The sequence below is a fragment of the Pseudomonas sp. NFACC42-2 genome, assembly GCF_900116055.1.
GTDB classification, from domain to species: Bacteria; Pseudomonadota; Gammaproteobacteria; order Pseudomonadales; family Pseudomonadaceae; genus Aquipseudomonas; species Aquipseudomonas marginalis.
On the sequence record NZ_FOZO01000004.1, the window covers coordinates 155575 to 177589 of the forward strand.

Sequence of the window (22015 nt, forward strand, 5' to 3'; positions counted from 1 at the left end):
CTCAGGAGTGCTCCGGGGCGAGGGCGAGCAGGGCGTCGCGGGTTCGGGCAAGGAACGCGGCTTTGTCTTCGCCTTCTTCCAATTGCAAGGGGGCGCCGAAGCTGGTGGTGCACAGCAAAGGCAGCGGCAACACGCGGCCCTTGGGCATGACCCGGTTGAGGTTGGCGATCCACACCGGGATCAACTCGGCCTGTGGGTAACTTTTGGCCAGATGGTAGATGCCGCTTTTGAACGGCAGCAAGCCGTCCTCCAGATTGCGTGTGCCTTCGGGAAAGATGATCAGCGAGTCGCCGCCTTCCAGCGCGGCGAGCATGGGCTGCAGGGGGTTATCCACAGGGTCCTTGCGCTCGCGGTCGATCAGCACGCCATTGAACACGCGGTTGATAATGTAGCGGCGCAGGGCGCTTTTGTTCCAGTAATCGCTGCCGGCCACCGGGCGCGTGAATTTGCGCAGGTTCTGCGGCAGCGAGGCCCACAGCAGTACGAAGTCGCCGTGGCTGCTGTGGTTGGCGAAATAGATACGCTGCACCGGCACTGGCGCGCAACCCAGCCACAGGCTGCGGGCGCCGGTGACGGTGCGGGCCATGGAGGTAATCAGCGTGGCGACCACGGGTTCGAACATGGGGGTTCCTTATGCGGCGAAAGGCAGCCAGGGGCTGGCGAGGATCACGGCGAGGGTCAGCAGCGCTTGCGCGCCCAGCAGCCAGGCTTGTTTGCGCAGCAATTTGAGGGCGCCGCGACGGCGCTCGGTCCAGGGCCGGCCGCCCCGCTTGGGCGATTGCAGGCCAAGGGTCTGCAGGGCTTGATCGAGGTCCGCCGTGCGCTCGATGTCGCGGGCCAGCAGGGCGAACAGGTCGGCGTCAAAGGCCACCCGCAGCGCCCAGTACTTTTGCAGCAGCCCGAGGATAATCATCCACAGGCTGAGCAGCAGGCAGATGGTTGAAACACTCGCCATCAGTAACTGGGCCAGGCCGAATAACACCCCGGCCACGGTCAGGCCTGTGGATAACTGATCCAGCGAACGGCCACGGCGCAGCAGGCTGGCGACCACCTGGAGTTCCATATCAGCGGGCATGGGGCAAACCCTCCAATGCTTGACGATGAGCAGGGTGCAGGACCACATGGGCCCGCGCTGTACGAATAATAGCCAGCGCCTGGTCCACCGTGGCGGCGCGCCCACTGTGCAGCAGCCAGGCGGCGACGGCGGTGGCACTGCGCGAGTAGCCGAGGGCGCAGCACACCAGCACCGGGCCGCTTGCACGCAGGCGCTCGATGGCCTCGGCGGCTTGCTGGCAGTCGGCGGGTGTCGGGGCGATCAGGTCCAGCACCGGGATGCTTTGATACGCGCGGCCCTGTGGATTAATCGGCAATTCGGCACAGAGGTCGACGATGGCGCTGAATGGACCCTGCTCTTTCGCACTGGGAATCCGCCCCAACCAGACGTTATCCACAATCAGGTCTGGCTGTGGATGTTTGCGTGTCCACAGGCGCGAATTTATCCACGCCCCGGCCAGGTAAGGTGCATACAGCCAGCGCACCGCGGGTGTGAGCCGGCCATCGGTGCGTTTCTGAAAGCCCGACGCGCCGAGCACCAGGTAATTCACGTTGATCAAGCACAGGGACACCGCCGGCCAGAGCAGCCATAACCAGGCGCCGCCCAGGGAAAACGCGAGAACTGCCAGTGCCAACGCCCCCAGGCCGTAGCGCAGACCTAAGCGCCAGCGCTTCGAGTCCCGGGTAAGCCGTGCATTCAGCAATGGGCTTGGGTGTTCAACCGGCCACAGCCACACGCATAGCCAGCCGGCGAGGGCGCCTGTGGGTAAGTCGATAAAGTGATGTTGATAAGTGGTCAGCACCGAAATACCGATCAAGGCGAACCAGCCATGCACCAGCCAGCGCCATAACCCTTGGGTGTGGCGCTGATACATGACCCACAGGATCACCAGCAGCGCGATATGCAGCGAGGGCGCCTGGTTGAACGGTTTGTCGAAACCCGCCAGCACGGCAAACAGCCAGCCGAACACACCATCCAGTTCCGGCCGCTCGAAGGTGAAGCGCAGCGGCCAGATCAGGAAGCAACTCACGGCGATGACCTGCGCGCTGAGCAGGCGCAGCGCGTGTTGCTTCAGCTCATGGCGGCTGTTGGGCAGCAGCAGGGAGAAACCGTAGAGCAGGTCGATGGACCAATAGGGCACGATGGTCCAGGCCCAGAACGGCATATGGGTTTCCCAGCCGAACACCAGGGTGCCGACATCGCTGCGCTGGCTGGTGACCCAGGTGGCGAAGCCGTAGGTGCTGAAAAACAGCGGCGCCAACAGCAGCAGCCACAGCACCGCTGGTTTCAATAGACCGGGTTCGCGCATGGTCAGATCTTCTGGGCCAGGGACACGGTAAAGATGCCCCACTCATCCACACGCTGGGTGATCTTGCGAAAGCCCGCGGCTTCTACCAACTGGTCCATTTCCGCCTGGCTGCGACGGCGCATCACCCAGGCCTGGCCCTGGCGATGGCTGGTCAGTGCGCGGGCGATCAGTTCCAGTTGCGGGTGCCATGGCTGGCCGGTGTAGACCAGGTAACCGCCGGGCTCCACGGCTTCAGCCAGGCCGGCCAACGAACCACCGACCATGGCGTTATCGGCAAACAATTCATACAGCCCGGACACCACCGCCAGCGTCGGCTTGGGTTGCAGTGCCGCCAAATCCAAGCGGTCAAACGCATCGCCTTTGACGAACTGCGCGATGTCTCCCAGGCCCTTCTCACGAATCAGCGCGCCACCGTCGCGCACGTTGATGTCGCTGTAGTCGCGCAGCAGGATCGATTCCGGCAGCGGCGACACGCCCTGCAAGGCTTCAAGAATGTAGCGCCCATGACCGGCAGCGATGTCGACGATGCGCACTTCGCGGTCTTCTGCGCGCAGCTTGGCCATGGCCAGGCGCAGCAGTTCCTCGACGTTCAGCTTGCGCTGGCGAATACCACGCCAGCCGATGGAGTTGAGGTAGTTGGTGTCGATCATGCGGCCCAGCCCGCCTTTGCCGGTGGGCGTGTTGCGGTACACGTAGTCCAGGGTGCTGCCGGAGTCGAAGCCGGTGTCGAAGCCCAGCTTGACGCCGTCCGACAGGTTCTTGCCCAGGCCCATGCTGGCGCGGGTCAGGCGCCAGTACAGGTCGCGCAGGGAATTGCGCGGCAAGGGCGCTGCGAGGGATTCGGATTCGGCGCAGGTGGCGCCCAGTTTGTCGGCGTCCAGCAGGGACGCACGGTCCAGGGGGTGTGCGAAGTTCTGCAGGATAAAGCGCCTGGCGCTGCTCACGGCCACCGCGCGGTCACGCTCGCCGAGGGTGTCGTGGAAAAAACCGGGGAGGATATGCAGTTCTTTTTTCAGGCTGCCAAGGCGTTCGAAAAATTGCTGCTGGGGTTTGCGGTGCACCACAAAGTCGGCGCCCGAGACCAGCAGTTGGGTCGGCACCTGGATCGCCTGGGCATCGGCGACAACCCGGTCGGCGGCTTCGTACAGGCCCAGCAGCACGTTCACCGAGATGGCCTTGGTGATCAACGGGTCGCTGTCGTAGGACGCCACGCGCTCCGGGTCATGGCTGAGGAACTTGGCCTTGACGTAGCTGTTGACGAAGAAGTTGCCGCGAAACCTGCGCATGAGTGCCAGGCCCGGCCGGGCAAAGGGCACGTACAGCTTGACCTTGAACGCCGGGGACGCGAGCACCAGGGCGCGGATTTTCGGCGCGTAGTCATGCACCCAGGTGGCTGCGATCACCGCGCCGACACTTTGGGCGATCACGGCACACTGTTCTTCCTCGATGCCATAGGTGGCACCGATATGGTCGCGGAAGGTCTGCACGTCGCGGGCGCTGGTGGCGAAGCTCGGGCTGTCGCCGCGTTCGCCAGGCGATTGGCCGTGGCCACGGGCGTCCCAGGCGAAGAAATCGAACTGCGGCAGGTCCAGTTCATCCACCAGGTGCGCGATACGCCCCGAGTGCTCATGGCCACGGTGAAACAGCAGGATCGCCTTGCGCGGCTCGCCGTCCGCCGGCGCGCTGGCCGGCCAATGACGGTAGAAAAGCTCGACGCCGTCATGGGTACTGAAGGTGTGCTCTTGCTGTTCGCGCATTGCAAAATCCTTATGCAGAAGGGGAGATAGGTTGTTCTTCTTTCAAGCCCTGGCGCACCCGGTTGACCAGGGTGTAGGCGAGCAGGGCGGCGACCAGCCACATCACCGTGTCGACCCAGCCGGCGCCGAGCCAGCCCAGCGCCACACCCGTGGCCAGCACGCCGAGGACAAACGCGCGGTCACTCTTGCCCATCGGCCCGTCATAACGCCGTGACGCACCGACCATCGGCCCCAGCACGCCAGCGTATTCACTGAACACCGCCAGCAGCGCCACCAGCAGCACCGGCACCAGGCTCACGCCGGGGATCAGCGCGAAGGGCAGGATCAACGCACTGTCGGCAATCACGTCGCACAATTCATTGAGGTAGGCACCCAGGCGCGACTGCTGGCCGAACTCCCGGGCGAGCATGCCGTCGATGGCGTTGAGGGCCATACGCAGGATCATCCACAGCGGGATCAGCGCAAACAGCCACAGGTGCTGGGCGAAGATGGCGATCAACAGGCCGACCAGCAGGGAAATGACCCCGGCCAGCACGGTGATCTGGTTGGCCGTGGTGCCATTGTCATAGAGGCGCTGCACGAGGGGACGCAGCAGGTTCTGAAACCGCGGTTTGAGCTGATAGATCGAAATCATGGGGGTGACGCTTCCTTGTCCGAGAGCCCGCGAAAAACTGCCTGGAGTGTGCCGATTATTCATGGCCTATACCAGTGATGGCGCGTGTTTATGGGGGTTTAGTCACGATCTGGAAAGCACTGAAGGACAAATGTGGGAGGGGGCCTGCCCCCGATAGCGGTCTACCGGTTGATGCATGTGCCGGCTGACCCATCGCCATCGGGAGCAAGCCCCCTTCCACAGGATATTTTTGCCATGTTCAAAAACACTGTTTAACGAACAAAAATTTCACGCCGCGTGTTATATCGTAACGAATTGTGTACAAGCAGGCGTGAGTGGATGCAAGTGGATCTAGAGGCGGACGGCGCTTCGGTGGAAGGCCTGCCGCGTTTTCAGCAAGGGCTGTTCCATGCCCGCCGATTGCGGCAAGCCGGTATCAGCCTGACAGTACTGGCCGTAGTCGGTTGGGTGCTGGCGTTGTTTGTCGCGCTGTTTGCACCGTTGTCGATCTGGCCGGTGGTGTTGATCAACTGCGCATCGGCCCTGCTGGTGCTGGTGGCAGGGCTGCAGTCGGCGTGGTGGGTGGCCGATTGGCGGGCCCAGGCGCTGGAGGCGCCGGCGGCCGAATTGCCCGTTGAAGAAACGGGTCGCTACGCGCGCCTTGTGGAACGCTTTGGCCGGCAGATCGGCGCCCCGGTCTTGTGGCTGGGCGGCTGGTCGCTGCTGGCGCTGGTCAGCATCATCGAATTCTGGAACCTGGCCTTGCCCTCGGCGCCTGTCGGCCAAGCGGCCAGCGTGGGGGCTGCGTTGGCCTTGGCCCTGGCGTTTGGCTTGTTGGTGTTCGAACGGCGCCTGGCTCAGGAAACCACGGCCCAGTGGCCGGAAGCCGCGCAACTGGCGCAGTTGAGCCGGGTGGCGATTACCTGCCTGGTGGTCAGTGCCATTTGCCTGCTGTTTTCCGGGGCCGAGTCGGTCTGGCCGTTGCGCCTGGCGGTGCTGGTCGGGCTGCTGCCGGCGCTGGTGGCGCTGGAGTTTCTATTAAGAGGCCTGCTGTCGCTGTTCAGCCCGCGCCAGCCGCGCCTTGAACCACGCCTAATGGCGCAAAGCTTCATCGCCGGGTTGCTGCGCTGGCCGCCACAACCGCTGCTGGCGTTGCAGCACGAATTACACAACCGCTTCGGCATCGACCTGCGCCAGATCTGGGCGTTTACCTACATGCGCCGGGCGTTTTTGCCGGTGTTGCTGGTGGTGCTGGCGGTCGGCTGGGCGCTGACCGGCGTGCATGAAGTGCCCCTGCAAGGCCGTGGGATTTATGAGCGCTTTGGCAAGCCCGTCGAGGTGTTCGGCCCGGGCCTGCATACCGGCTTGCCCTGGCCCCTGGGCCGCGTGATCAACGTGGAGAACGGCGTGGTGCATGAGTTGGCCACCAGCGTCAGCGAGGCCGCCGCACCGGAGCTGGTGCCTGCCGAAGGCCCGGCACCGCTGGTAGCCAATCGGTTGTGGGACGCCAGCCATGTGAATGACAAATCCCAGGTGATCGCCAGCAGCAGCGGCGATAAACAGAGCTTCCAGATCGTCAACATGGATGTACGCTTCGTTTACCGCATCGGCCTCACCGACCAGGCCGCGCTCGCCGCCACCTATAACAGCGCGGATGTGCCGACCCTGATCCGCAGCACCGCCAGCCGCATCCTGGTGCACGATTTTGCCTCGCGTACCCTCGACGAATTGCTCGGCGAACAACGCACCCGCCTGGCCGACGAAATCGGCCGCGCCGTGCAGGCGGATTTGCAGAAACTCGACAGCGGCGTGGAAATCCTCGCCACCGTTGTGGAAGCCATCCACCCACCGGCCGGCGCCGCCAATGCCTACCACGGTGTGCAAGCTGCGCAGATCGGCGCCCAGGCCCTGATCTCCCGCGAGCGCGGCGCCGCCAGCGAACACACCAACCAGGCCTTGCTGCAAGCCAGCACCGCCCGCGACCAGGCCTTGGCCACCGCCCGCGAAGTGAATGCCGGTGCCCAAGCGGCCGACCTGCGCTTTACCGCCGAACAAAAGGCCTACGCCGCGGCCGGTCGGGCCTTTGTGCTGGAACAGTACCTGGGCCAACTCAGCCTGGGCCTGGCCCACGCCAAGCTGCTTATTCTGGATCACCGCCTGGGCGCCGATGGCGCGCCGACGATTGATCTGCGTTCTTTTACTTTGCCGGCCGACCCTTCGCTGCCGCGTAAAGCCGTTCAATAAGGAGTCTGTCTGTTGAGCGCTCATTCTCACGATCATGGTCACCACCACGGCCACCATCACCCTCATCACGGTGATGAACAGGCGGCGGGTCCTTTCCCCTGGCGTCGCATGGCCTGGGCAGTGTTGCTGGTGCTATTTGCGGTGGCGGCGGCGAGCCTGGTGCAGGTGCGCTCAGGCGAGGCCACGGTGATTACCCGCTTCGGCAACCCGTCGCGGGTGTTGCTGGAACCGGGCCTGGGCTGGCGCTGGCCGGCGCCGTTCGAAGCGGCGATCCCAGTGGACTTGCGCCTGCGCACCACCTCCAGCGGCTTGCAGGATGTGGGTACGCGCGACGGCCTGCGGATTATCGTGCAGGCCTATGTGGCGTGGCAGGTGCAGGGCGATGCCGACAATGTGCAGCGCTTTATGCGCGCCGTGCAGAACCAGCCGGATGAGGCGGCGCGGCAGATCCGCACCTTCGTCGGCTCGGCGCTGGAAACCACGGCGGCCAGCTTTGACCTGTCGAGCTTGATCAACACTGACGCCAGCCAGGTGCGCATCGCCGATTTCGAGGCGCAGCTGCGCCAGCAGATAGATCAACAATTGCTCACCACCTATGGCGTGCGCGTGGCGCAGGTGGGGATCGAGCGCCTGACGTTGCCGTCGGTCACGCTCACCGCCACCGTCGACCGCATGCGTGCCGAGCGTGAAACCATCGCCACCGAACGCACGGCCGTGGGCAAGCGCGAGGCCGCGCAGATTCGTTCCGCGGCTGAGCGTGACGCGCGCATCGTGCAGGCCGATGCCACGGTGAAAGCCGCCGACATCGAAGCCCAGTCACGGGTCGAGGCTGCGCAGATTTATGGGCGTGCCTATGCCGGCAATCCGCAGCTGTATAACCTGCTGCGCTCCCTGGACACCTTGGGCACGGTCGTGACCCCCGGCACCAAGATCATCCTGCGCACCGACGCCGCGCCCTTTCGCGCGTTGGTGGACGGGCCCAAGGACGTTCAGCCATGACCGAGCGTGACAGCCCGGACAGCCCCTGGATCCAGGCCGGGCGCCTGACGTTCCTGGCGTTGTACGCGGTGACCGTGTTGGCGGCGTTGGCGTGGGCGTTTTCCAATGTGCGGCAGATCGACCCGCAGAACCGTGCGGTGGTGCTGCACTTCGGCGCCCTCGACCGCATCCAGAATGCCGGGCTGCTGCTGGCCTGGCCGCAGCCGGTCGAGCAGGTGGTGCTGCTGCCGGCGGCCGACCGGGTGATCGAGCGTCGGGTGGAGAACCTGTTGCGTTCCGATGCGGCGGTGCAGGCTGATCGTGTGGCCAGTTTCGCCACGCCCGTGAGCGATGCCCTGGCCGGCTCCGGCTACCTGCTGACCGGCGATGCCGGAGTGGTACAGCTGGATGTGCGAGTGTTCTACAAGGTCACCGAGCCCTACGCCTTTGTGTTGCAGGGCGCGCATGTGCTGCCTGCCCTGGATCGCCTGGTAACCCGCAGCGCCGTGGCCCTGACGGCGGCGCGCGATCTGGACACGATCCTGGTGGCGCGCCCCGAATTGATCGGCACCGACAATGGCGCCGCCGAGCGTCGCGAGCGGCTGCGGGGTGACTTGGTGCAAGGCATCAACAAGCGCCTGGCCGAATTGGCCGCCACCGGTCTGGGGTTGGGCATCGAGGTGACGCGGGTCGATGTGCAATCGAGCCTGCCGGGCCCGGCGGTGAACGCATTCAACGCCGTACTCACCGCCAGTCAACAAGCCGATAAAGCCGTGGCAAACGCCCGGACCGAAGCGGAAAAACTCACCCAGACCGCCAACCAGCAGGCCGACCGCCTGGTGCAGGTCGCCCACGCCCAGGCCAGTGAACGCCTGGCCAATGCCCAGGCGCAAACCGCCACGGTCGCCAGCCTGGCCCAGGTCAAAGACCCGGGCTTGCTGTTGCGCCTGTACCGCGAGCGTATGCCGAAGATTCTCGGCCAGGCCGGTTCGGTGACCACGGTCGATCCTGAAGACGACTCCCGCTTGATCATCCAGGGAGCCGAACAATGAGCGCACCCATGCTGACCTCCGCCGAACAGCGCAGCGCTGCCCGGCAATTGACCCTGGCCATGCTCGCCCTGGGCTTGCTGACGCTGGGCCTGGTATGGCGCTGGCTGGCGCCGGACCAGACGGGCGTCAGCCAGTTGCTGCTCGGTGTCGCCTCGTTGCTGGTGGCGGTGCCGGTGATGCGCTCGGCCTGGTACAGCCTGCGTTTTCCCAGCCTGCATGGCATTACCGACCAACTGATCGCCCTGGCGATGCTCGGCGCCTGGGCCACCGGCGATCTGCTGACCGCCGCGCTGCTGCCGATCATCATGATCTTCGGCCACGTATTGGAAGAGCGCAGCGTGATCGGCTCCCAGGAGGCGATTCATGCCCTGGGTAAACTGACCCGCAGCCATGCGCGGCGGGTGCAGGCCGACGGCAGCATCATCGAAGTGGATAACGGCACGCTGAGCACCGGCGATATCGTCGAGGTGCGTGCCGGTGATCGGGTGCCCGCCGATGGCGTGGTGCTGTCGGGCCAGGCGAGCCTGGACACGGCGCCGATCACCGGCGAGTCGGTACCGTTGGAAGCCAGTGTGGGTGTGCAGGTGTTTGGCGGGACGATCAACCTCGATGGCCTGTTGCGCCTGCAAGTGACGCGTACCGGCAATGAGTCGACCCTGGGCAAAGTCATCGCGCTGATGCAGAACGCCGAACGTTCCAAGCCGCCGATCACGCGGCTGCTGGAGCGTTACGCGGGCAGCTATATGGTGCTGGTGTTGCTGCTGGCGGCAGTGACCTGGTTTGTGACCCATGACGCCCAGGCGATGCTCGCGGTGCTGGTGGCGGCGTGCCCCTGCGCCCTGGTGCTGTCGGCACCGGCGACGGCGATTGCCGGGATCGCCGTGGCGGCCCGGCATGGGATCCTGATTCGCAGCTCGGCGTTCCTCGAAGAGTTGGCGGACCTGACCTCGCTGGTGGTGGACAAGACCGGCACCCTGACTTTTGGCACCCTGCGTTTGCAGTCCATCGAGACCTCGTCGACCGACCGCCAGGCGCTGCTCAACCTGGCGGCCAGCCTCGGTTCAGCCAGTAGCCACCCGGTCAGCCGTGCGTTGGCGGGGTTGGCGACTCAGGCACAAATGCTGGCGCTCACGGATATTCGCGAGCGCCAGGGCTTTGGCGTTGTGGCACAGACCGAGCAGGGCGAAGCGGCGTTGGGGCGACCGGAGTTGTTCGAGCAATTGGGTATTGTCAGCACCGCCGTGCCGGACCACGACGGCCCGATTGCCGGGCTGGCCCTGAACGGGCAGTTCCTGGCCTGGCTGCTGCTGGCCGACAGCGTCAAGCCGGAGGCGCGCCAGGCCCTGCAAGAGTTGCGGGATTTGGGCCTGGGTCGCCAACTGCTGCTCACTGGCGACCGTCAAAGCGTGGCCGACAGCCTGGCGCTGGACGTGGGCATCAGCGATGTCGAAGCCCAGGCGTTGCCGGAAGACAAGCTCAACCGCGTGCTGGGGGAAATCGGCAGCGGCTTCCGGCCCATGGTGGTCGGTGATGGGATCAACGATTCCCTGGCGCTCAAGGCTGGCGTGGTTGGGGTGGCCATGGGCGCGGGTGGGGCGGACATTGCGCTGGCCTCGGCGGATGTGGTGTTGATCGGCAGCGACCTGCGGCGCCTGGGCACCTGTGTGCGCTTGAGTCGCCAGTGCCGGCGTACGTTGCAGGTCAACGTAGTCATCGGCCTGGGCTGGACCTTGGCCATCGTGGTGTTTGCCACCTTTGGCTGGTTGGGTGCTGCGGGGGCGATGATTGCGGCGGTGCTGCATAACCTCAGCACCTTGCTGGTACTGGGCAATGCCGGGCGTTTGCTGCGGTTTCAGGAGCCGCTGTCGAAGCTTGAGGATTAATTTCAGAAATATTTGCACACGGCTGTAACGCCGATAAGGGGCCTCACTCTAGTGCTGTGTCGAGACTGGGCACTCCGTTCAGACCGACGTCACTACCGATCATGAGGAATACGAGAATGAAGATTAAATCCGCTGCTGCTGGTGCTGCCCTGGCGATGGCCGCCGCCACCATGTTTGCTGGTGTTGCGACCCAGGTACAAGCCGCCGATGCGCAAGTGCATTGCTACGGCGTGACGTCCTGCAAAGGCATGAACGACTGCAAAACCGCTGAAAACGCCTGCAAAGGCCAGGCGGTGTGCAAGGGCCACGGCTTCAAGGCCATGACCAAGGCCGCCTGTGACGCAGCGGGCGGCAAAGTCGGCGAATAACCGGCAAACGAGTGCAACCGCAGCGGCAGCCCCCACCGCTGCGGACACTTTGCCCAGGAGCGAGTCATGTCCGCGTCCCTTCCAAGTCTGGGTTACGGCCTGGGTTTACGCAGTGAGTACTACCAGCAGATCCTTGAACACGCGCCGGCCGTGGATTGGTTCGAAGTGATCTCCGAGAACTATCTGGTGCAGGGCGGTAAAGCCTTGTACTACCTGGATGCGATCGCCGAGCGTTACCCGTTGGTGATGCACGGTGTGTCCCTGTCCATCGGCGGCCCCCACCCCGTCGACATGGACTACCTGAAACACCTCAAGCAGCTCGCGGAGCGCATCCAGCCCGCGTGGATTTCCGATCATTTGTGCTGGAGCCGTGGCAGCGCGCACCAGTTGCACGACCTGCTGCCCCTGCCTTACACCGAAGAAAGCCTCTACTACGTAGCTGCTCGCGTTCGCCAAGTGCAGGATGTGTTGCAGCGCCCGCTGGTGCTGGAAAACGTCTCCAGTTATGTGCGTGCCAAGGCGGATGAATTCACCGAATGGGAATTCCTCAATGCCCTGGCCCACCTGTCGGGCTGCCAGTTGCTGCTCGACGTTAACAATGTGTATGTCAGTGCGCGCAACCATGGCTTCGATGCCTGGACCTTTATCCGCAACCTGCCGCCCGACAGCATCCGCCAGCTGCATCTGGCAGGGCATATGGATTACGGCGACTACGTGGTCGATACCCACGACCATCCGGTGTGCGATCCGGTGTGGGCGTTGTATCAACAGACCCTGGAGCATTTGGGGCCGGTCTCGACGCTGTTGGAGCGCGATGACCATTTCCCGCCGTTCGAAGAGCTCCTCACCGAGCTGGAAAAGGCCCGGAAGCTGGGCGCCGCAGCCTTGGCCCGGAGGTCGTTATGCGCCTGACCGACTGGCAGTTGGCCTTTGAACAGCACTTGTCAGCCCAGACGCCTGATGCCAACAGTGGCTTTGCCGCCACGTTATTGGGCGGACCGACGCTGGATGTAGACACCGGCCTGGCGATCTACCACAACGCTTATCTGGCACGGCTGCAGGAGGTGTTGCGGCACGACTTCAGCGCCATCCGGTATTGGCTGGGGGATGATGAGTTTGCGCTGCTGACGCAAGCCTATGTGCGTCGTTATCCCTCGGCCCACTACAGCCTGCGCTGGTTGGGCGAGCGGTTTCCGGCGTTTATCCACGAGCACCTGGTGGCCGAGCAAAGTGCGCCGCTGGTTGAACTGGCCCAGTTGGAGTGGGCCTTCACCCTGGCGTTCGATGCGCCGCAGGGTGAGCCGCTGACCCAGGATGATATGGCGGTGTTGCCGCCCGAGGATTGGCCCGGTTTGCAGGTCTCCCTGACACCATCGGTGCAGCAGCGGCTTTGCCACTTCAACACCGTGGCCATCTGGCGTGCCAGCAAGGATGGCGCGGATTTTCCCGACAGCCACACCTTGGACTTCGCACAGATCTGCCTGGTATGGCGCGATCAGAATGTGTGCCGTTATCGCAGCCTGGGACCGGCCGAGGCGTTTGCGCTGGCGGGGATGGTGACGACCGGTTGGACCTTCGCAGAACTGTGTGCGCAACTGGCAGTCACTTATGGAGAGGGTGCACCACTGCAAGCGGTGACATGGCTGAAACAGTGGATCCAGGACGGTTTGCTCCAGCGCCGGGCCCAATAGAAGAACGCTATCAAATCGATAGCCTCCTACTTTTTCTCGGGATGGTCTACCCTCATTCCAGACGTCTGAAACAAGGGGGGACTACTCATGCTCGCGCAACTTCCACCGGCCTTACAGAATCTTCAGCTGCCGCTGCGTCTTCGACTCTGGGATGGCCATGAATTCAACTTGGGCCCCGAGCCCAGTGTGACCATCGTGGTGAAGGACCCCACGGTCGTGCCCAAACTGTCCCATCCAACGCTCGACTCATTGGGCGAAGCCTTCGTCGAGGGCAAACTGGAGCTGGAAGGCTCCATCACTGAAGTGATCCGGGTGTGTGACGAACTGAGTCATGCCCTGATCGACGACGACGAGGGGAGTCGTCCGGTGCGCTCGATCCACGACAAGGCCACCGACGCCGCGGCCATTTCCTACCACTACGACCTGTCCAACGCGTTCTACCAGCTGTGGCTGGACCAGGACATGGCATATTCCTGTGGGTATTTCGAAACCGGCAGCGAATCCATCGACCAGGCCCAGCAAGACAAATTCCGCCACCTGTGCCGCAAGTTGCGCTTGCAGCCCGGCGAGTACCTGCTCGACGTAGGCTGCGGCTGGGGCGGCCTGGCGCGTTTTGCGGCGCGTGAGTTCGGGGTGAAAGTGTTTGGTATCACCCTGAGCAAGGAACAGCTGGCATTGGCCAAGGAGCGGGTGAAAGCCGAGGGCCTGGAAGACCAGATCGACCTGCAACTGCTCGACTACCGCGATCTGCCCCAGGATGGTCGTTTCGACAAAGTGGTGAGCGTGGGCATGTTCGAGCACGTCGGCCACGCCAACCTGGCGCAATACTGCAAGACCCTGTTTGGTGCCGTGCGCGAAGGCGGCCTGGTGATGAACCATGGCATTACCGCCAAGCACACCGACGGCCGGCCTGTGGGCCGTGGCGCCGGGGAGTTTATCGAGCGTTATGTGTTCCCCAACGGCGAACTGCCCCATTTGGCGATGATGACCGCCGAGATCAGCGAAGTCGGGCTGGAAGTGGTCGACGTCGAAAGCCTGCGCCTGCATTACGCGCGCACCCTGGACCATTGGAGCGAGCGCCTGGAAGACAACCTCGAAGCGGCGGCGAAGCTGGTGCCGGAGCAGGCGTTGCGCATCTGGCGGCTGTACCTGGCCGGGTGTGCCTATGCGTTTGCGCGGGGCTGGATCAACCTGCACCAGATCCTCGCGGTGAAGCCTCACGCGGATGGCAGCCATGAACTGCCGTGGACGCGGGAAGACATCTATCGCTGAGTTGATGTTCCAGAAAGGTGGAGATCCTAATGTGGGAGGGGGCTTGCTCCCTCCCACATTTTTACCGCATTGGCCATTAGAGAATCGGTGAGATCAAGCGCGCCACCCGCATGCCCAGTTGCTGCAGGCGGCGGGTCTCGCGGCTTTCTTCCTGGCTCACTTCATGGGCCTGGGCGAAGTCGTCCAGCAGCATCTGTTCCACCTGCTTGGCGAAGGCTTCGTCGACCGTCAGCAACATCACTTCGAAATTCAGCCGGAATGAACGGTTGTCCATGTTCGCGCTGCCGATGGCGCTGATCTCGTTGTCCACCAGCACCACCTTCTGATGCAGAAAGCCCGGCGTATAGCGGAACACCCGGACACCGGCGCGCACCGCCTCGATCGCATACAGGCTGGACGCGGCGTACACGATGCGGTGGTCGGGCCGCGATGGCAGCAGCAGACGCACGTCCACGCCCCGCAGGACCGCCAGGCGCAGGGCGGCGAACACCGCTTCGTCGGGGATGAAATACGGGCTGGTGATCCACACGCGCTCGGTGGCCGCATGGATGGCCTCGACGAAAAACAGCGAACAGGTTTCATAGGGATCGGCCGGGCCGCTGGCGAGCAATTGGCAGAGCACGCCGTCTTCGGGGTAGGCGTCCGGCAGGATCAGCGGCGGCAGCTCGCGCGCGGCCCAGAACCAGTCCTCGGCAAACGACTCCTGCAAACACGCCACCACCGGGCCGGTAACTTGCACATGGGTATCGCGCCACGGCGCCAACGGCGGTTTTTTGCCCAGGTATTCATCGCCTACATTGTGCCCACCGACAAACCCGGTGACACCGTCCACCACCACGATCTTGCGATGGTTGCGGAAGTTGACCTGGAAACGATTGAGCCAACCGCTGCGGGTGGCGAATGCCTTGACCTGCACCCCGGCGTCGCGCAGCGATTGCACGTACTGATGGGGTAGGGCATGGCTGCCGATGCGGTCGTACATGACGTAGATGCCCACGCCTTGGGCAGCCTTTTCCTTCAACAGCGCCTGTAACTGGCGACCGAGTTCATCGTCATGAATGATGAAGAACTGGAACAGCACGGCGGTTTTGGCACTGCGAATGGCGTCGAAGATTGCACTGAAAGTGGCCTCGCCGTTGATCAACAAGCGCACTTCATTGTTTGCCAGGCACGGCATGCGGCCCAGCTTGGGCATGGCGCGCAACGACGCGTAGGCACTGGAGTTGCGCGCGGCGAGAGCCTCCTCGACCCATGGGCGCCAGTTCAGCTCGGTGATCGCGGTGTGCATCTCCTGGTTGGCCTGGCGGCGCGCCTGGATATACGCGTCGAAGGTGCTGCGGCCAAAGATCAGGTAGGGGATCAGGGTGAGATAGGGCATGAACATCAGTGACAGGGCCCAGGCGATCGAGCCTTGGGCGGTCCTGACGGTCAGCACCGCGTGGATCGCGGCGAGAGTCCCGAGAAAGTGCAGCGTGGCGATGAAGTAGGCGAGCAGGTGCGGGCCAAAGAAATCCATGGACGACGGTACTCCAGACAATCCAATGCCTAACAGACCATGAACGGCTGCGAATGTCGCTATTTTATTTGCCGTGCAACACTGGCACTTTTGCGGCGTCTAACGCCCACAATTGCCCAGGAGTTACCCGATGAATGCTCGTCTGCTTGGTTTGGCCATGGTTGTTGGTTTGTCGTTGCCGCTGGCAGCGCAGGCGCAGATGCTGGCGCCGGGCTTGTGGGAATTGACCACCAGCAACATGAAAGTCGATAACCAGGACCTGCCGGACCTGTCGCTGATCCTCGGTCAGCTCAAGCAACAGATGACCCCCGAACAGCGCGCCATGCTGGAAAAACAAGGCATCACCATGGCCGGCAAAGGCGTGCAGGTGTGCCTCACCCCGGCACAAGTCGCCTCTGATTCGATCCCCCTGACCGACCCGCAATCGGGCTGCAAACAGGAAGTGACCGACAAGACCGGCAATCAGTGGAAATTCCGTTTCAGTTGCCCGAAAGCCCAGGGCACCGGCGTCGCTACCTTCCAGAGCCAGAAAGAATTCACCACCACCGTCAACGGCACCTTCAATGCCACCGGCGTTCAGCAGAAGGGCAGCCTGGATACCCACGCCCAGTGGCTGGGCACCGATTGCGGCACGGTCAAGCCTCGCGCTTAACGCAGAAAGTACAGCGGTAAACCCTGACAGCTGTCGACCACCTGGCCGTTGTGCCAGGCCAGGTGGCCGGAGACCAGGGTGGTGCTCACGCTGTGGCGAAAGCTGCGTTCGGCGAACGGCGTCCAGCCGCAGCGGGCAAGAATCGGCTCATGCCTGACCGGCTTTCCCTCGGGCTCCGGTTTGATCAGCACCAGGTCGGCCCAATACCCTTCGCGCAGGTAACCCCGGTCGGGGATGGCAAACAGGTCGGCGACACGGTGGCTGGTCTTGGCCACCAGGGTGGTCAGGGGCAGCAGCCCATCGGCCACCAACTCCAACAACGCCGGCAGCGCGTGTTGCACCAGGGGCAGACCCGCGGGCGCTTCACGATACCCCAGCTGTTTTTGCGCCCAGGTATGCGGCGCATGGTCAGTGCCTATTACATCCAGACGATCACTCAGCAAGGCCAGGCGCAGGGCGTCGCGGTCGGCGCGGGTCTTGATCGCCGGGTTGCATTTGATCTGGTGGCCGAGGCGGTGATAGTCGTGGTCATCGAACAGCAGGTGATGCACGCAGACCTCAGCAGTAATGCGTTTTTGTGCCAGGGGTTTGTCTTCGAACAATGCCAACTCGCGGGCGCTGGTCAGGTGCAGTACATGCAGGCGCGTGCCGTGACGCTTGGCCAATTCCACCGCGAAGGAGGATGAGCGATAGCAGGCTTCGGCATCGCGGATCAGCGGGTGGGCGACGGCGGGGATCCTGTCACCAAAGCGCTCACGCATGCGCTGCTCGTTGGCTTGGATGCTCGGCGTGTGTTCGCAGTGGGCCAGCAGAATGGTCGGCACTTCGGCAAACAGCCGTTCCAGGATCCGTGGGTCGTCCACCAGCATATTGCCGGTGGAGGCACCCATGAATACTTTGACCCCGGCCACTTCGCGCGGGTCGAGGGCGGCGACGGTGTCGAGGTTGTCGTTGCTGACCCCGAAGTGAAAGCCGTAGTTGGCCACCGAGTGCAGGGCCGCGCGGCGCTTTTTATCGGCCAGGGCTTCCAGGTTCAGCGTGGCCGGGTTGGTGTTGGGCATGTCCATGACGCTGGTGATGCCGCCGGCTACCGCTGCACGGGACTCGCTGTAGAAGCTGCCCTTGTCCGGCGCGCCGGGGTCGCGAAAGTGCACCTGGTCGTCAATCATGCCCGGCAGCAACCACTGGCCTTGGGCGTCGATGGACACGGGCGCGGCGTTCCCGCCGATGCTGCTGGCGATCTTTTCGATACGGCCATTGGCGACCAGCACGTCGGCGTCGAATTCCTCGCCTTCGTTCACCAGGCGGGCGTTGCGGATCAGCAGGCGGCTCATGGCTCAGAACTCGTTTTGCAGGGCTTTGTAACCGCGCACCAGGTCGACGTTGGTACGTGCCACGTCTTCGGAAAACTCCGAGGCGCTGACACTCACCGGCGGGAATTGCGACAGGTCGGTATTCGGCCCGATGCGGGTGGTGGAGGGCACGTAGAAGGCGGCGGGCAAATCACGGCCGTCGACCACCGAGTTATGGCGTACCACGCAGCCATCGCCGACGGCGCAATTGAACAGCACGCTGTTGAAACCGATGAACACCCGGTCGCCGACGGTGCAGGGGCCGTGGACGATGGAGCGGTGGGCGATGGATGTGAATTCGCCGATGGTCACGGCGGCGCCGGACTTGGAGTGGATGACCACGCCGTCCTGGATGTTGGAATTGGCGCCGATGGTGATCGGGTCCATGGCGCCGCCGGCGTCGACTTCGTCGGCGCGGATCACGGCGTAGGGGCCGACAAACACGTTCTCGCCGATGATGACTTTGCCGCAGATGATCGCGGTCTTGTCGACGTAGGCCGATTCGGCAATCACCGGCAGATCGCCGGAAGGGTTCTTGCGGATCATGCAACTGGCTCCGTAATGATGTGAACGTAGGCGCCGTCGATGGCGTTGTAGAAACAGGTGGGGCGGCCGGTGTGGCAGGCCGGGCCTTGTTGGTCGACGATCAGCAGTACCGCGTCGCCGTCACAATCCAGGCGCGCTTCCACCAACTGTTGCCAGTGACCGGAGCGTTCGCCTTTGCGCCACAGCTGTCGGCGCGAGCGCGACCAATAGCAGACCTGCCCGGTAGCCAGTGTTTCGTTGAGGGCCTGGCGATTCATCCAGGCCAGCATCAGCACTTCGCCGCTGCCGTGTTGCTGGGCGATGGCGGCGATCAGGCCGTCGCTGTTCCACGGCAGGGCGTCGAGCACGGCGGCGAGTGGAAAGCGGCTGCCGACGGCAGCCCCTTCCAGTTCGAGCATGCTCAGGGTCACGGCTTGCTCAACGCTGCGCACAGGGTGTTGAGGTTGTACTCGAACAGCCCGGTGAAGGTGCTCGCCGGCCCTTCTGCGGCCAGGGCGTCGGAGTACAGCGTGCCGCCAATCTGCGCACCGCTTTCATCGGCGATCTGTTTGAGCAGGCGCGAGTCCTTGATGTTTTCCATGAACACGGCCTTGACCTTGTCCTTGCGAATCTGGGTGATCAGCGCGGCGACTTCGGCGGCCGAAGGTTCACGTTCGGTGGACAGGCCTTGCGGCGCCAGGAACTGGATGCCATAGGCCTGGCCCAGGTAACCGAAGGCGTCATGGGAGGTGACGATGCGACGGTTACCCGGTGGCAGCGCGCCGAACTTGGTCTTGGCTTCGGCCAGCAGGCGGTAGATTTCTTTCAGGTAGGCCTGGCTGTTGCGCAGGTAGTCGGCCTTGTTGGCCGGGTCGGCAGCCACCAGCGCCTTGGTGATGTTGTTCACATAGATTTCGGCGTTGGCCAGGTTGTGCCAGGCGTGCGGGTCGGGGATGGTATCGCCGTCTTCCTCCATGGTGTGGGAGATCACACCTTTGCTGGCGGTGACCACCGTGGCCTTGGTTTCGGTGCTGGTCACCAGGCGGTCCAGCCACGGCTCGAAGCCCAGGCCGTTCTTGATGATCAGCTTGGCCTTGAGCAGCGCCTTGGCGTCGTCCGGGGTTGGCTCGTAGGTATGGGCATCGGCGTCGGGGCCGACCATGTTGCTGATCTGGATGTGATCGCCACCGATCTGGTGGGTGATGTCATCGAGAATACTGAAGCTGGTAACCACCTGGAGTTTGTCGGCGGCCTGGGCCATCGACAACGGCAGCAGCAGACTGAACAGCACGAGTAGAGCGCGCATCGGGAAACACCTCATTGGGATGTAAGCAAAGGCGGGCGGCGCAGCAAGCCGTGCACCGGACCGAAGACCACGGACAGCAGGTACCCGCCGCCAGCCACCAGCACAATCGCCGGGCCGCTGGGCAGCGAGAAGTAGAACGACAGCAACAAACCCAACCACACCGACAGGCATCCCAGCACCGCCGATACCGCGATCAACACCGGCAGGCGCCGGCTCCAGAAGCGTGAAGCGATGGCCGGCAACATCATCAAACCCACCACCATCAAGGCGCCGATGGCCTGGAAGCCAATCACCAGGTTCAGGACCACCAGGGTCAGGAACAAGCCGTGGGCCAGGGGGCCAAGGCGGCTGACGGTTTGCAGGAACAGCGGGTCGAGGGTGTCCAGCAGCAGCGGTTTGTAGATCAGCGCCATGGCGATCAGGCTGAACCCGGAGACCCAGAGCATGCCGGTCAGGGTGGTTTCGTCGACGGCCAGGGCAGAGCCGAACAGCAGGTGCAGCAGGTCCAGGCGCTTGCCGGCCAGACCCAGGATCAACACGCCGGCGGCGAGGGATATGGGGTAGATAGCGGCGAGGCTGGCATCTTCGCGCAGGCCGGTGCGGCGCGTGATCCACGCCGACAGGCCGGCCATGCCCAGGCCCGCGCCCAGGCCGCCGATGGTCAGCGCGGGCAGGCTCAAGCCTGCGAACCAGAAGCCCAGGGCGGCGCCGGGCAATATGCCGTGGGCGACGGCGTCACCGATCAGGCTCATGCGGCGCAGGATCAGAAATACGCCGAGCGGAGCGGTGCTGCAGGCGAGCACCAGCCCGCCGATCAGGGCGCGACGCATGAAGACGAAGTCGAGGAAGGGCGTCCACAGATGGGCGGCGAAGTGCATCAGGCCACCTGCATGTGCGGCTGCGGGCGGATCAACTCTTTGCTGGAACCGAACACGCAGCCGCTGCTTTTGATTTGCACTACTTGCTGGGTGTGATGGCGTACGGAGGCGAGGTCATGGCACACCACCACCAACGTTCGGCCTTCGGCGTGCCAGGCGTGGATGTGGTTCCAGCACAGCGCCTGGCCTTCTTCGTCCAGAGCGGCATGGGGCTCGTCAAGCAGTAACACTGGCGACTCGGCAAGGCTCATGCGAGCGAGCAATGCGCGTTGTAGTTGGCCGCCTGACAACGCCATCAGCGGGCGCTGTTCCAGACCACTGAGGCACCAGTCTTCCAGCACTTTTTGCAGGTGCTCGCTTCTTTGCTGCGGGGTGAGGCGCGTGCCCCAGAAGCCGGCGGCGACCAGTTCTTGCAGGCTGATGGGGAACTGGCGGTCAAGGTGCTGTTGCTGGGGCAGGAACGACAGGCCACCTCGGCGTGGAACATCCACGGTCACTTTGCCCGCCAACGGTTTTTGCAGGCCGGCGATGACTTTAAGCAGGCTGCTTTTACCGCAGCCGTTGGGGCCGATCACGCCGGTGAGGCTGCCTTTTTCCAGGGTGAAATCCACGGCGGGAGTGAGCGGTTGGCCGGGGGCGCCCCAGCGTAAAGCGGTGCAGGTGATCATGCAGGGTTTCTCGTCCAGCGGCTTTCAGCCACGGCATCGTGCGCGTGCAGGCTTTCGGCGTGGATCACTTTGAGGTGGAAGGCTTTGACCGCATCCGAGCGTTTCAAGGCGAGGTTAAGGCGGCGGGCGGCGTCTTCGCAGAACATCAGGTTCTGCCCGTTGGCCAGGGCGAAGGCTTGTTCGTCCGCGCGTTTTACGGCGGTTTGTACGGCGGTGCCAAGGGCGGCTTCGGCAGCGTTGATCAGCTCGGTCAGCGCCAGATGCTCGCCTTGCAGGTGCACGTGCAACTGCGCGCTGCTGCGCTGGCTGTGGGGCGTGGCGACGATACCGGTGGCGCTGCCGAGCCAGGTCAGCACGTCTTCATGCTGCAACGGCGTGTTGCCGAAGTCTTGGAGAAATTGCTGCTGAATCAACTGCCTGGCGAGGGCAGCGGAACAGGGGCAGGTTGAAGAATAGGTAACGTCAATTTTTAGTTCCACGTGGAACATCTGGTTTTCCAGGCGCGCCTCGATGCTCACCGGGTAGCCCTTCCAGCCGGCCAATGGGCTGACCAGTGCTGGGCGTTTCAGCAGTAAATTCGTGTGCAGACGCAGGTAGGCGTTCTTAGATAAATCTTCATGACTGTCGAGAAACCGCTGCAGTACATTGCGCAGAAGTGCAGGCGTAACGGGCTGCTGTTCGAGCATCTCCAGTGCCAGGTACAGGCGTGACATATGAATGCCACGGGCGGTGCCATCGTCCAGGCTGACGCCGGCATCGGCGCTGGCGCTCAGGCGTTGGCCATCAATGAGGATCGGCAGGGCGATGCCACACATGCCCACCCAATCGAGTGGTAAGGCTTGGCGTGAAGCCTGCGCGGCAATATCCGGCAGAGTCAGCGCATTCATAAGCAGGTCC

Annotated in this window: 22 protein-coding genes; 9 read left to right on the forward strand and 13 right to left on the reverse strand. The window is 63.6% G+C overall.

Features of this window, described 5'->3' with window-relative positions; genetic code table 11:
• Position 1: 1 nt before the first annotated feature.
• The 5 genes from BM416_RS11525 to BM416_RS11545 are packed head-to-tail and all read right to left on the reverse strand — an operon-like array spanning position 2 to position 4754.
• Entirely contained in the window at positions 2 to 622 is a 621-nt protein-coding gene (locus tag BM416_RS11525) for a lysophospholipid acyltransferase family protein (protein ID WP_027608186.1), read from the reverse strand.
• Positions 623 to 631: 9 nt separating this feature from the next.
• Positions 632 to 1075: a hypothetical protein gene (locus BM416_RS11530; protein WP_092488143.1), complete on the reverse strand. Its 444-nt coding sequence runs from the start codon at positions 1073 to 1075 to the stop codon at positions 632 to 634.
• Positions 1065 to 2363 (reverse strand): phosphatase PAP2/dual specificity phosphatase family protein, encoded by a 1299-nt coding sequence (locus BM416_RS11535; protein WP_092488144.1) that lies wholly within the window; start codon positions 2361 to 2363, stop codon positions 1065 to 1067. The genes BM416_RS11530 and BM416_RS11535 overlap by 11 nt, the downstream gene beginning before the upstream one ends.
• A 2-nt stretch (positions 2364 to 2365) precedes the next feature.
• The gene (locus tag BM416_RS11540) at positions 2366 to 4120 is read right to left on the reverse strand and encodes a bifunctional alpha/beta hydrolase/class I SAM-dependent methyltransferase (RefSeq protein ID WP_092488145.1); all 1755 of its coding nucleotides are present in this window, start codon (positions 4118 to 4120) and stop codon (positions 2366 to 2368) included.
• 10 nt (positions 4121 to 4130) lie between these two features.
• Entirely contained in the window at positions 4131 to 4754 is a 624-nt protein-coding gene (locus BM416_RS11545; RefSeq protein ID WP_092488146.1) for a CDP-alcohol phosphatidyltransferase family protein, read from the reverse strand.
• 318 nt (positions 4755 to 5072) lie between these two features.
• On the opposite strand from BM416_RS11545, the gene hflK (BM416_RS11550) reads away from it, so the two are divergent.
• From hflK (BM416_RS11550) to cfaB, 8 genes are all read left to right on the forward strand, one after another.
• Positions 5073 to 6977, forward strand: coding sequence for a protease modulator HflK (hflK, locus tag BM416_RS11550; RefSeq protein ID WP_092488147.1), 1905 nt, complete (start codon positions 5073 to 5075; stop codon positions 6975 to 6977).
• Between the two features lie 12 nt (positions 6978 to 6989).
• Complete coding sequence (hflC, locus tag BM416_RS11555) at positions 6990 to 7976, forward strand: protease modulator HflC (RefSeq protein WP_027608192.1); 987 nt, start codon at positions 6990 to 6992, stop codon at positions 7974 to 7976.
• Positions 7973 to 9007 (forward strand): protease modulator HflK, encoded by a 1035-nt coding sequence (gene hflK / locus BM416_RS11560; protein WP_092488148.1) that lies wholly within the window; start codon positions 7973 to 7975, stop codon positions 9005 to 9007. Before hflC ends, hflK (BM416_RS11560) begins: the two co-directional genes overlap by 4 nt.
• Complete coding sequence (locus BM416_RS11565; RefSeq protein WP_092488149.1) at positions 9004 to 10890, forward strand: cation-translocating P-type ATPase; 1887 nt, start codon at positions 9004 to 9006, stop codon at positions 10888 to 10890. Before hflK (BM416_RS11560) ends, BM416_RS11565 begins: the two co-directional genes overlap by 4 nt.
• Before the next feature lie 116 nt (positions 10891 to 11006).
• Complete coding sequence (locus tag BM416_RS11570) at positions 11007 to 11258, forward strand: BufA2 family periplasmic bufferin-type metallophore (protein WP_027608195.1); 252 nt, start codon at positions 11007 to 11009, stop codon at positions 11256 to 11258.
• Positions 11259 to 11324: 66 nt separating this feature from the next.
• The gene (locus tag BM416_RS11575) at positions 11325 to 12170 is read left to right on the forward strand and encodes an MNIO family bufferin maturase (RefSeq protein WP_092488150.1); all 846 of its coding nucleotides are present in this window, start codon (positions 11325 to 11327) and stop codon (positions 12168 to 12170) included.
• Positions 12161 to 12949, forward strand: a complete 789-nt coding sequence (locus BM416_RS11580; RefSeq protein ID WP_092488151.1) for an HvfC/BufC N-terminal domain-containing protein — start codon at positions 12161 to 12163, stop codon at positions 12947 to 12949. Before BM416_RS11575 ends, BM416_RS11580 begins: the two co-directional genes overlap by 10 nt.
• Positions 12950 to 13036: 87 nt before the next feature.
• A complete protein-coding gene (cfaB, locus tag BM416_RS11585; RefSeq protein WP_092488152.1) occupies positions 13037 to 14221 on the forward strand; it encodes a C17 cyclopropane fatty acid synthase CfaB in 1185 nt (394 codons plus the stop codon).
• Positions 14222 to 14297: 76 nt separating this feature from the next.
• On the opposite strand, the gene cls is transcribed toward cfaB, so the two are convergent.
• Positions 14298 to 15737, reverse strand: coding sequence for a cardiolipin synthase (gene cls, locus BM416_RS11590; protein WP_092488153.1), 1440 nt, complete (start codon positions 15735 to 15737; stop codon positions 14298 to 14300).
• A 130-nt stretch (positions 15738 to 15867) separates the two neighbouring features.
• On the opposite strand from cls, the gene BM416_RS11595 reads away from it, so the two are divergent.
• Complete coding sequence (locus tag BM416_RS11595; RefSeq protein ID WP_027608200.1) at positions 15868 to 16389, forward strand: DUF3617 domain-containing protein; 522 nt, start codon at positions 15868 to 15870, stop codon at positions 16387 to 16389.
• On the opposite strand, the gene BM416_RS11600 is transcribed toward BM416_RS11595, so the two are convergent.
• The 7 genes from BM416_RS11600 to folE2 are packed head-to-tail and all read right to left on the reverse strand — an operon-like array spanning position 16386 to position 22005.
• Positions 16386 to 17723: a dihydroorotase gene (locus BM416_RS11600; protein ID WP_092488154.1), complete on the reverse strand. Its 1338-nt coding sequence runs from the start codon at positions 17721 to 17723 to the stop codon at positions 16386 to 16388. The genes BM416_RS11595 and BM416_RS11600 overlap by 4 nt on opposite strands.
• Before the next feature lie 3 nt (positions 17724 to 17726).
• Positions 17727 to 18287 carry a gamma carbonic anhydrase family protein gene (locus tag BM416_RS11605; RefSeq protein WP_027608202.1) on the reverse strand — a complete coding sequence of 187 codons (561 nt, stop codon included), beginning with the start codon at positions 18285 to 18287 and terminating at the stop codon, positions 17727 to 17729.
• Positions 18284 to 18697 carry a phosphoribosyl-AMP cyclohydrolase gene (gene hisI, locus BM416_RS11610; protein WP_175539057.1) on the reverse strand — a complete coding sequence of 138 codons (414 nt, stop codon included), beginning with the start codon at positions 18695 to 18697 and terminating at the stop codon, positions 18284 to 18286. Before hisI ends, BM416_RS11605 begins: the two co-directional genes overlap by 4 nt.
• Positions 18694 to 19572 (reverse strand): metal ABC transporter substrate-binding protein, encoded by an 879-nt coding sequence (locus BM416_RS11615; RefSeq protein WP_092488155.1) that lies wholly within the window; start codon positions 19570 to 19572, stop codon positions 18694 to 18696. Before BM416_RS11615 ends, hisI begins: the two co-directional genes overlap by 4 nt.
• 11 nt (positions 19573 to 19583) lie before the next feature.
• Positions 19584 to 20450, reverse strand: coding sequence for a metal ABC transporter permease (locus tag BM416_RS11620; RefSeq protein WP_092488156.1), 867 nt, complete (start codon positions 20448 to 20450; stop codon positions 19584 to 19586).
• A complete protein-coding gene (locus tag BM416_RS11625; protein WP_092488157.1) occupies positions 20450 to 21118 on the reverse strand; it encodes a metal ABC transporter ATP-binding protein in 669 nt (222 codons plus the stop codon). The genes BM416_RS11620 and BM416_RS11625 overlap by 1 nt, the downstream gene beginning before the upstream one ends.
• Positions 21115 to 22005, reverse strand: coding sequence for a GTP cyclohydrolase FolE2 (gene folE2 / locus BM416_RS11630; RefSeq protein WP_092488158.1), 891 nt, complete (start codon positions 22003 to 22005; stop codon positions 21115 to 21117). The genes BM416_RS11625 and folE2 overlap by 4 nt, the downstream gene beginning before the upstream one ends.
• Positions 22006 to 22015 lie beyond the last annotated feature (10 nt).

Coding starts and splice junctions, on each gene's coding strand:
- BM416_RS11525 (WP_027608186.1), bottom strand. CDS start 622: ATGTTCGAACCCGTGGTCGCCACGCTGATTACCTCCATGGCCCGCACC.
- BM416_RS11530 (WP_092488143.1), bottom strand. CDS start 1,075: ATGCCCGCTGATATGGAACTCCAGGTGGTCGCCAGCCTGCTGCGCCGT.
- BM416_RS11535 (WP_092488144.1), bottom strand. CDS start 2,363: ATGCGCGAACCCGGTCTATTGAAACCAGCGGTGCTGTGGCTGCTGCTG.
- BM416_RS11540 (WP_092488145.1), bottom strand. CDS start 4,120: ATGCGCGAACAGCAAGAGCACACCTTCAGTACCCATGACGGCGTCGAG.
- BM416_RS11545 (WP_092488146.1), bottom strand. CDS start 4,754: ATGATTTCGATCTATCAGCTCAAACCGCGGTTTCAGAACCTGCTGCGT.
- hflK (WP_092488147.1), top strand. CDS start 5,073: ATGCAAGTGGATCTAGAGGCGGACGGCGCTTCGGTGGAAGGCCTGCCG.
- hflK (WP_092488148.1), top strand. CDS start 7,973: ATGACCGAGCGTGACAGCCCGGACAGCCCCTGGATCCAGGCCGGGCGC.
- BM416_RS11565 (WP_092488149.1), top strand. CDS start 9,004: ATGAGCGCACCCATGCTGACCTCCGCCGAACAGCGCAGCGCTGCCCGG.
- BM416_RS11570 (WP_027608195.1), top strand. CDS start 11,007: ATGAAGATTAAATCCGCTGCTGCTGGTGCTGCCCTGGCGATGGCCGCC.
- BM416_RS11575 (WP_092488150.1), top strand. CDS start 11,325: ATGTCCGCGTCCCTTCCAAGTCTGGGTTACGGCCTGGGTTTACGCAGT.
- BM416_RS11580 (WP_092488151.1), top strand. CDS start 12,161: ATGCGCCTGACCGACTGGCAGTTGGCCTTTGAACAGCACTTGTCAGCC.
- cfaB (WP_092488152.1), top strand. CDS start 13,037: ATGCTCGCGCAACTTCCACCGGCCTTACAGAATCTTCAGCTGCCGCTG.
- cls (WP_092488153.1), bottom strand. CDS start 15,737: ATGGATTTCTTTGGCCCGCACCTGCTCGCCTACTTCATCGCCACGCTG.
- BM416_RS11595 (WP_027608200.1), top strand. CDS start 15,868: ATGAATGCTCGTCTGCTTGGTTTGGCCATGGTTGTTGGTTTGTCGTTG.
- BM416_RS11600 (WP_092488154.1), bottom strand. CDS start 17,723: ATGAGCCGCCTGCTGATCCGCAACGCCCGCCTGGTGAACGAAGGCGAG.
- BM416_RS11605 (WP_027608202.1), bottom strand. CDS start 18,287: ATGATCCGCAAGAACCCTTCCGGCGATCTGCCGGTGATTGCCGAATCG.
- BM416_RS11615 (WP_092488155.1), bottom strand. CDS start 19,572: ATGCGCGCTCTACTCGTGCTGTTCAGTCTGCTGCTGCCGTTGTCGATG.
- BM416_RS11620 (WP_092488156.1), bottom strand. CDS start 20,450: ATGCACTTCGCCGCCCATCTGTGGACGCCCTTCCTCGACTTCGTCTTC.
- BM416_RS11625 (WP_092488157.1), bottom strand. CDS start 21,118: ATGATCACCTGCACCGCTTTACGCTGGGGCGCCCCCGGCCAACCGCTC.
- folE2 (WP_092488158.1), bottom strand. CDS start 22,005: ATGAATGCGCTGACTCTGCCGGATATTGCCGCGCAGGCTTCACGCCAA.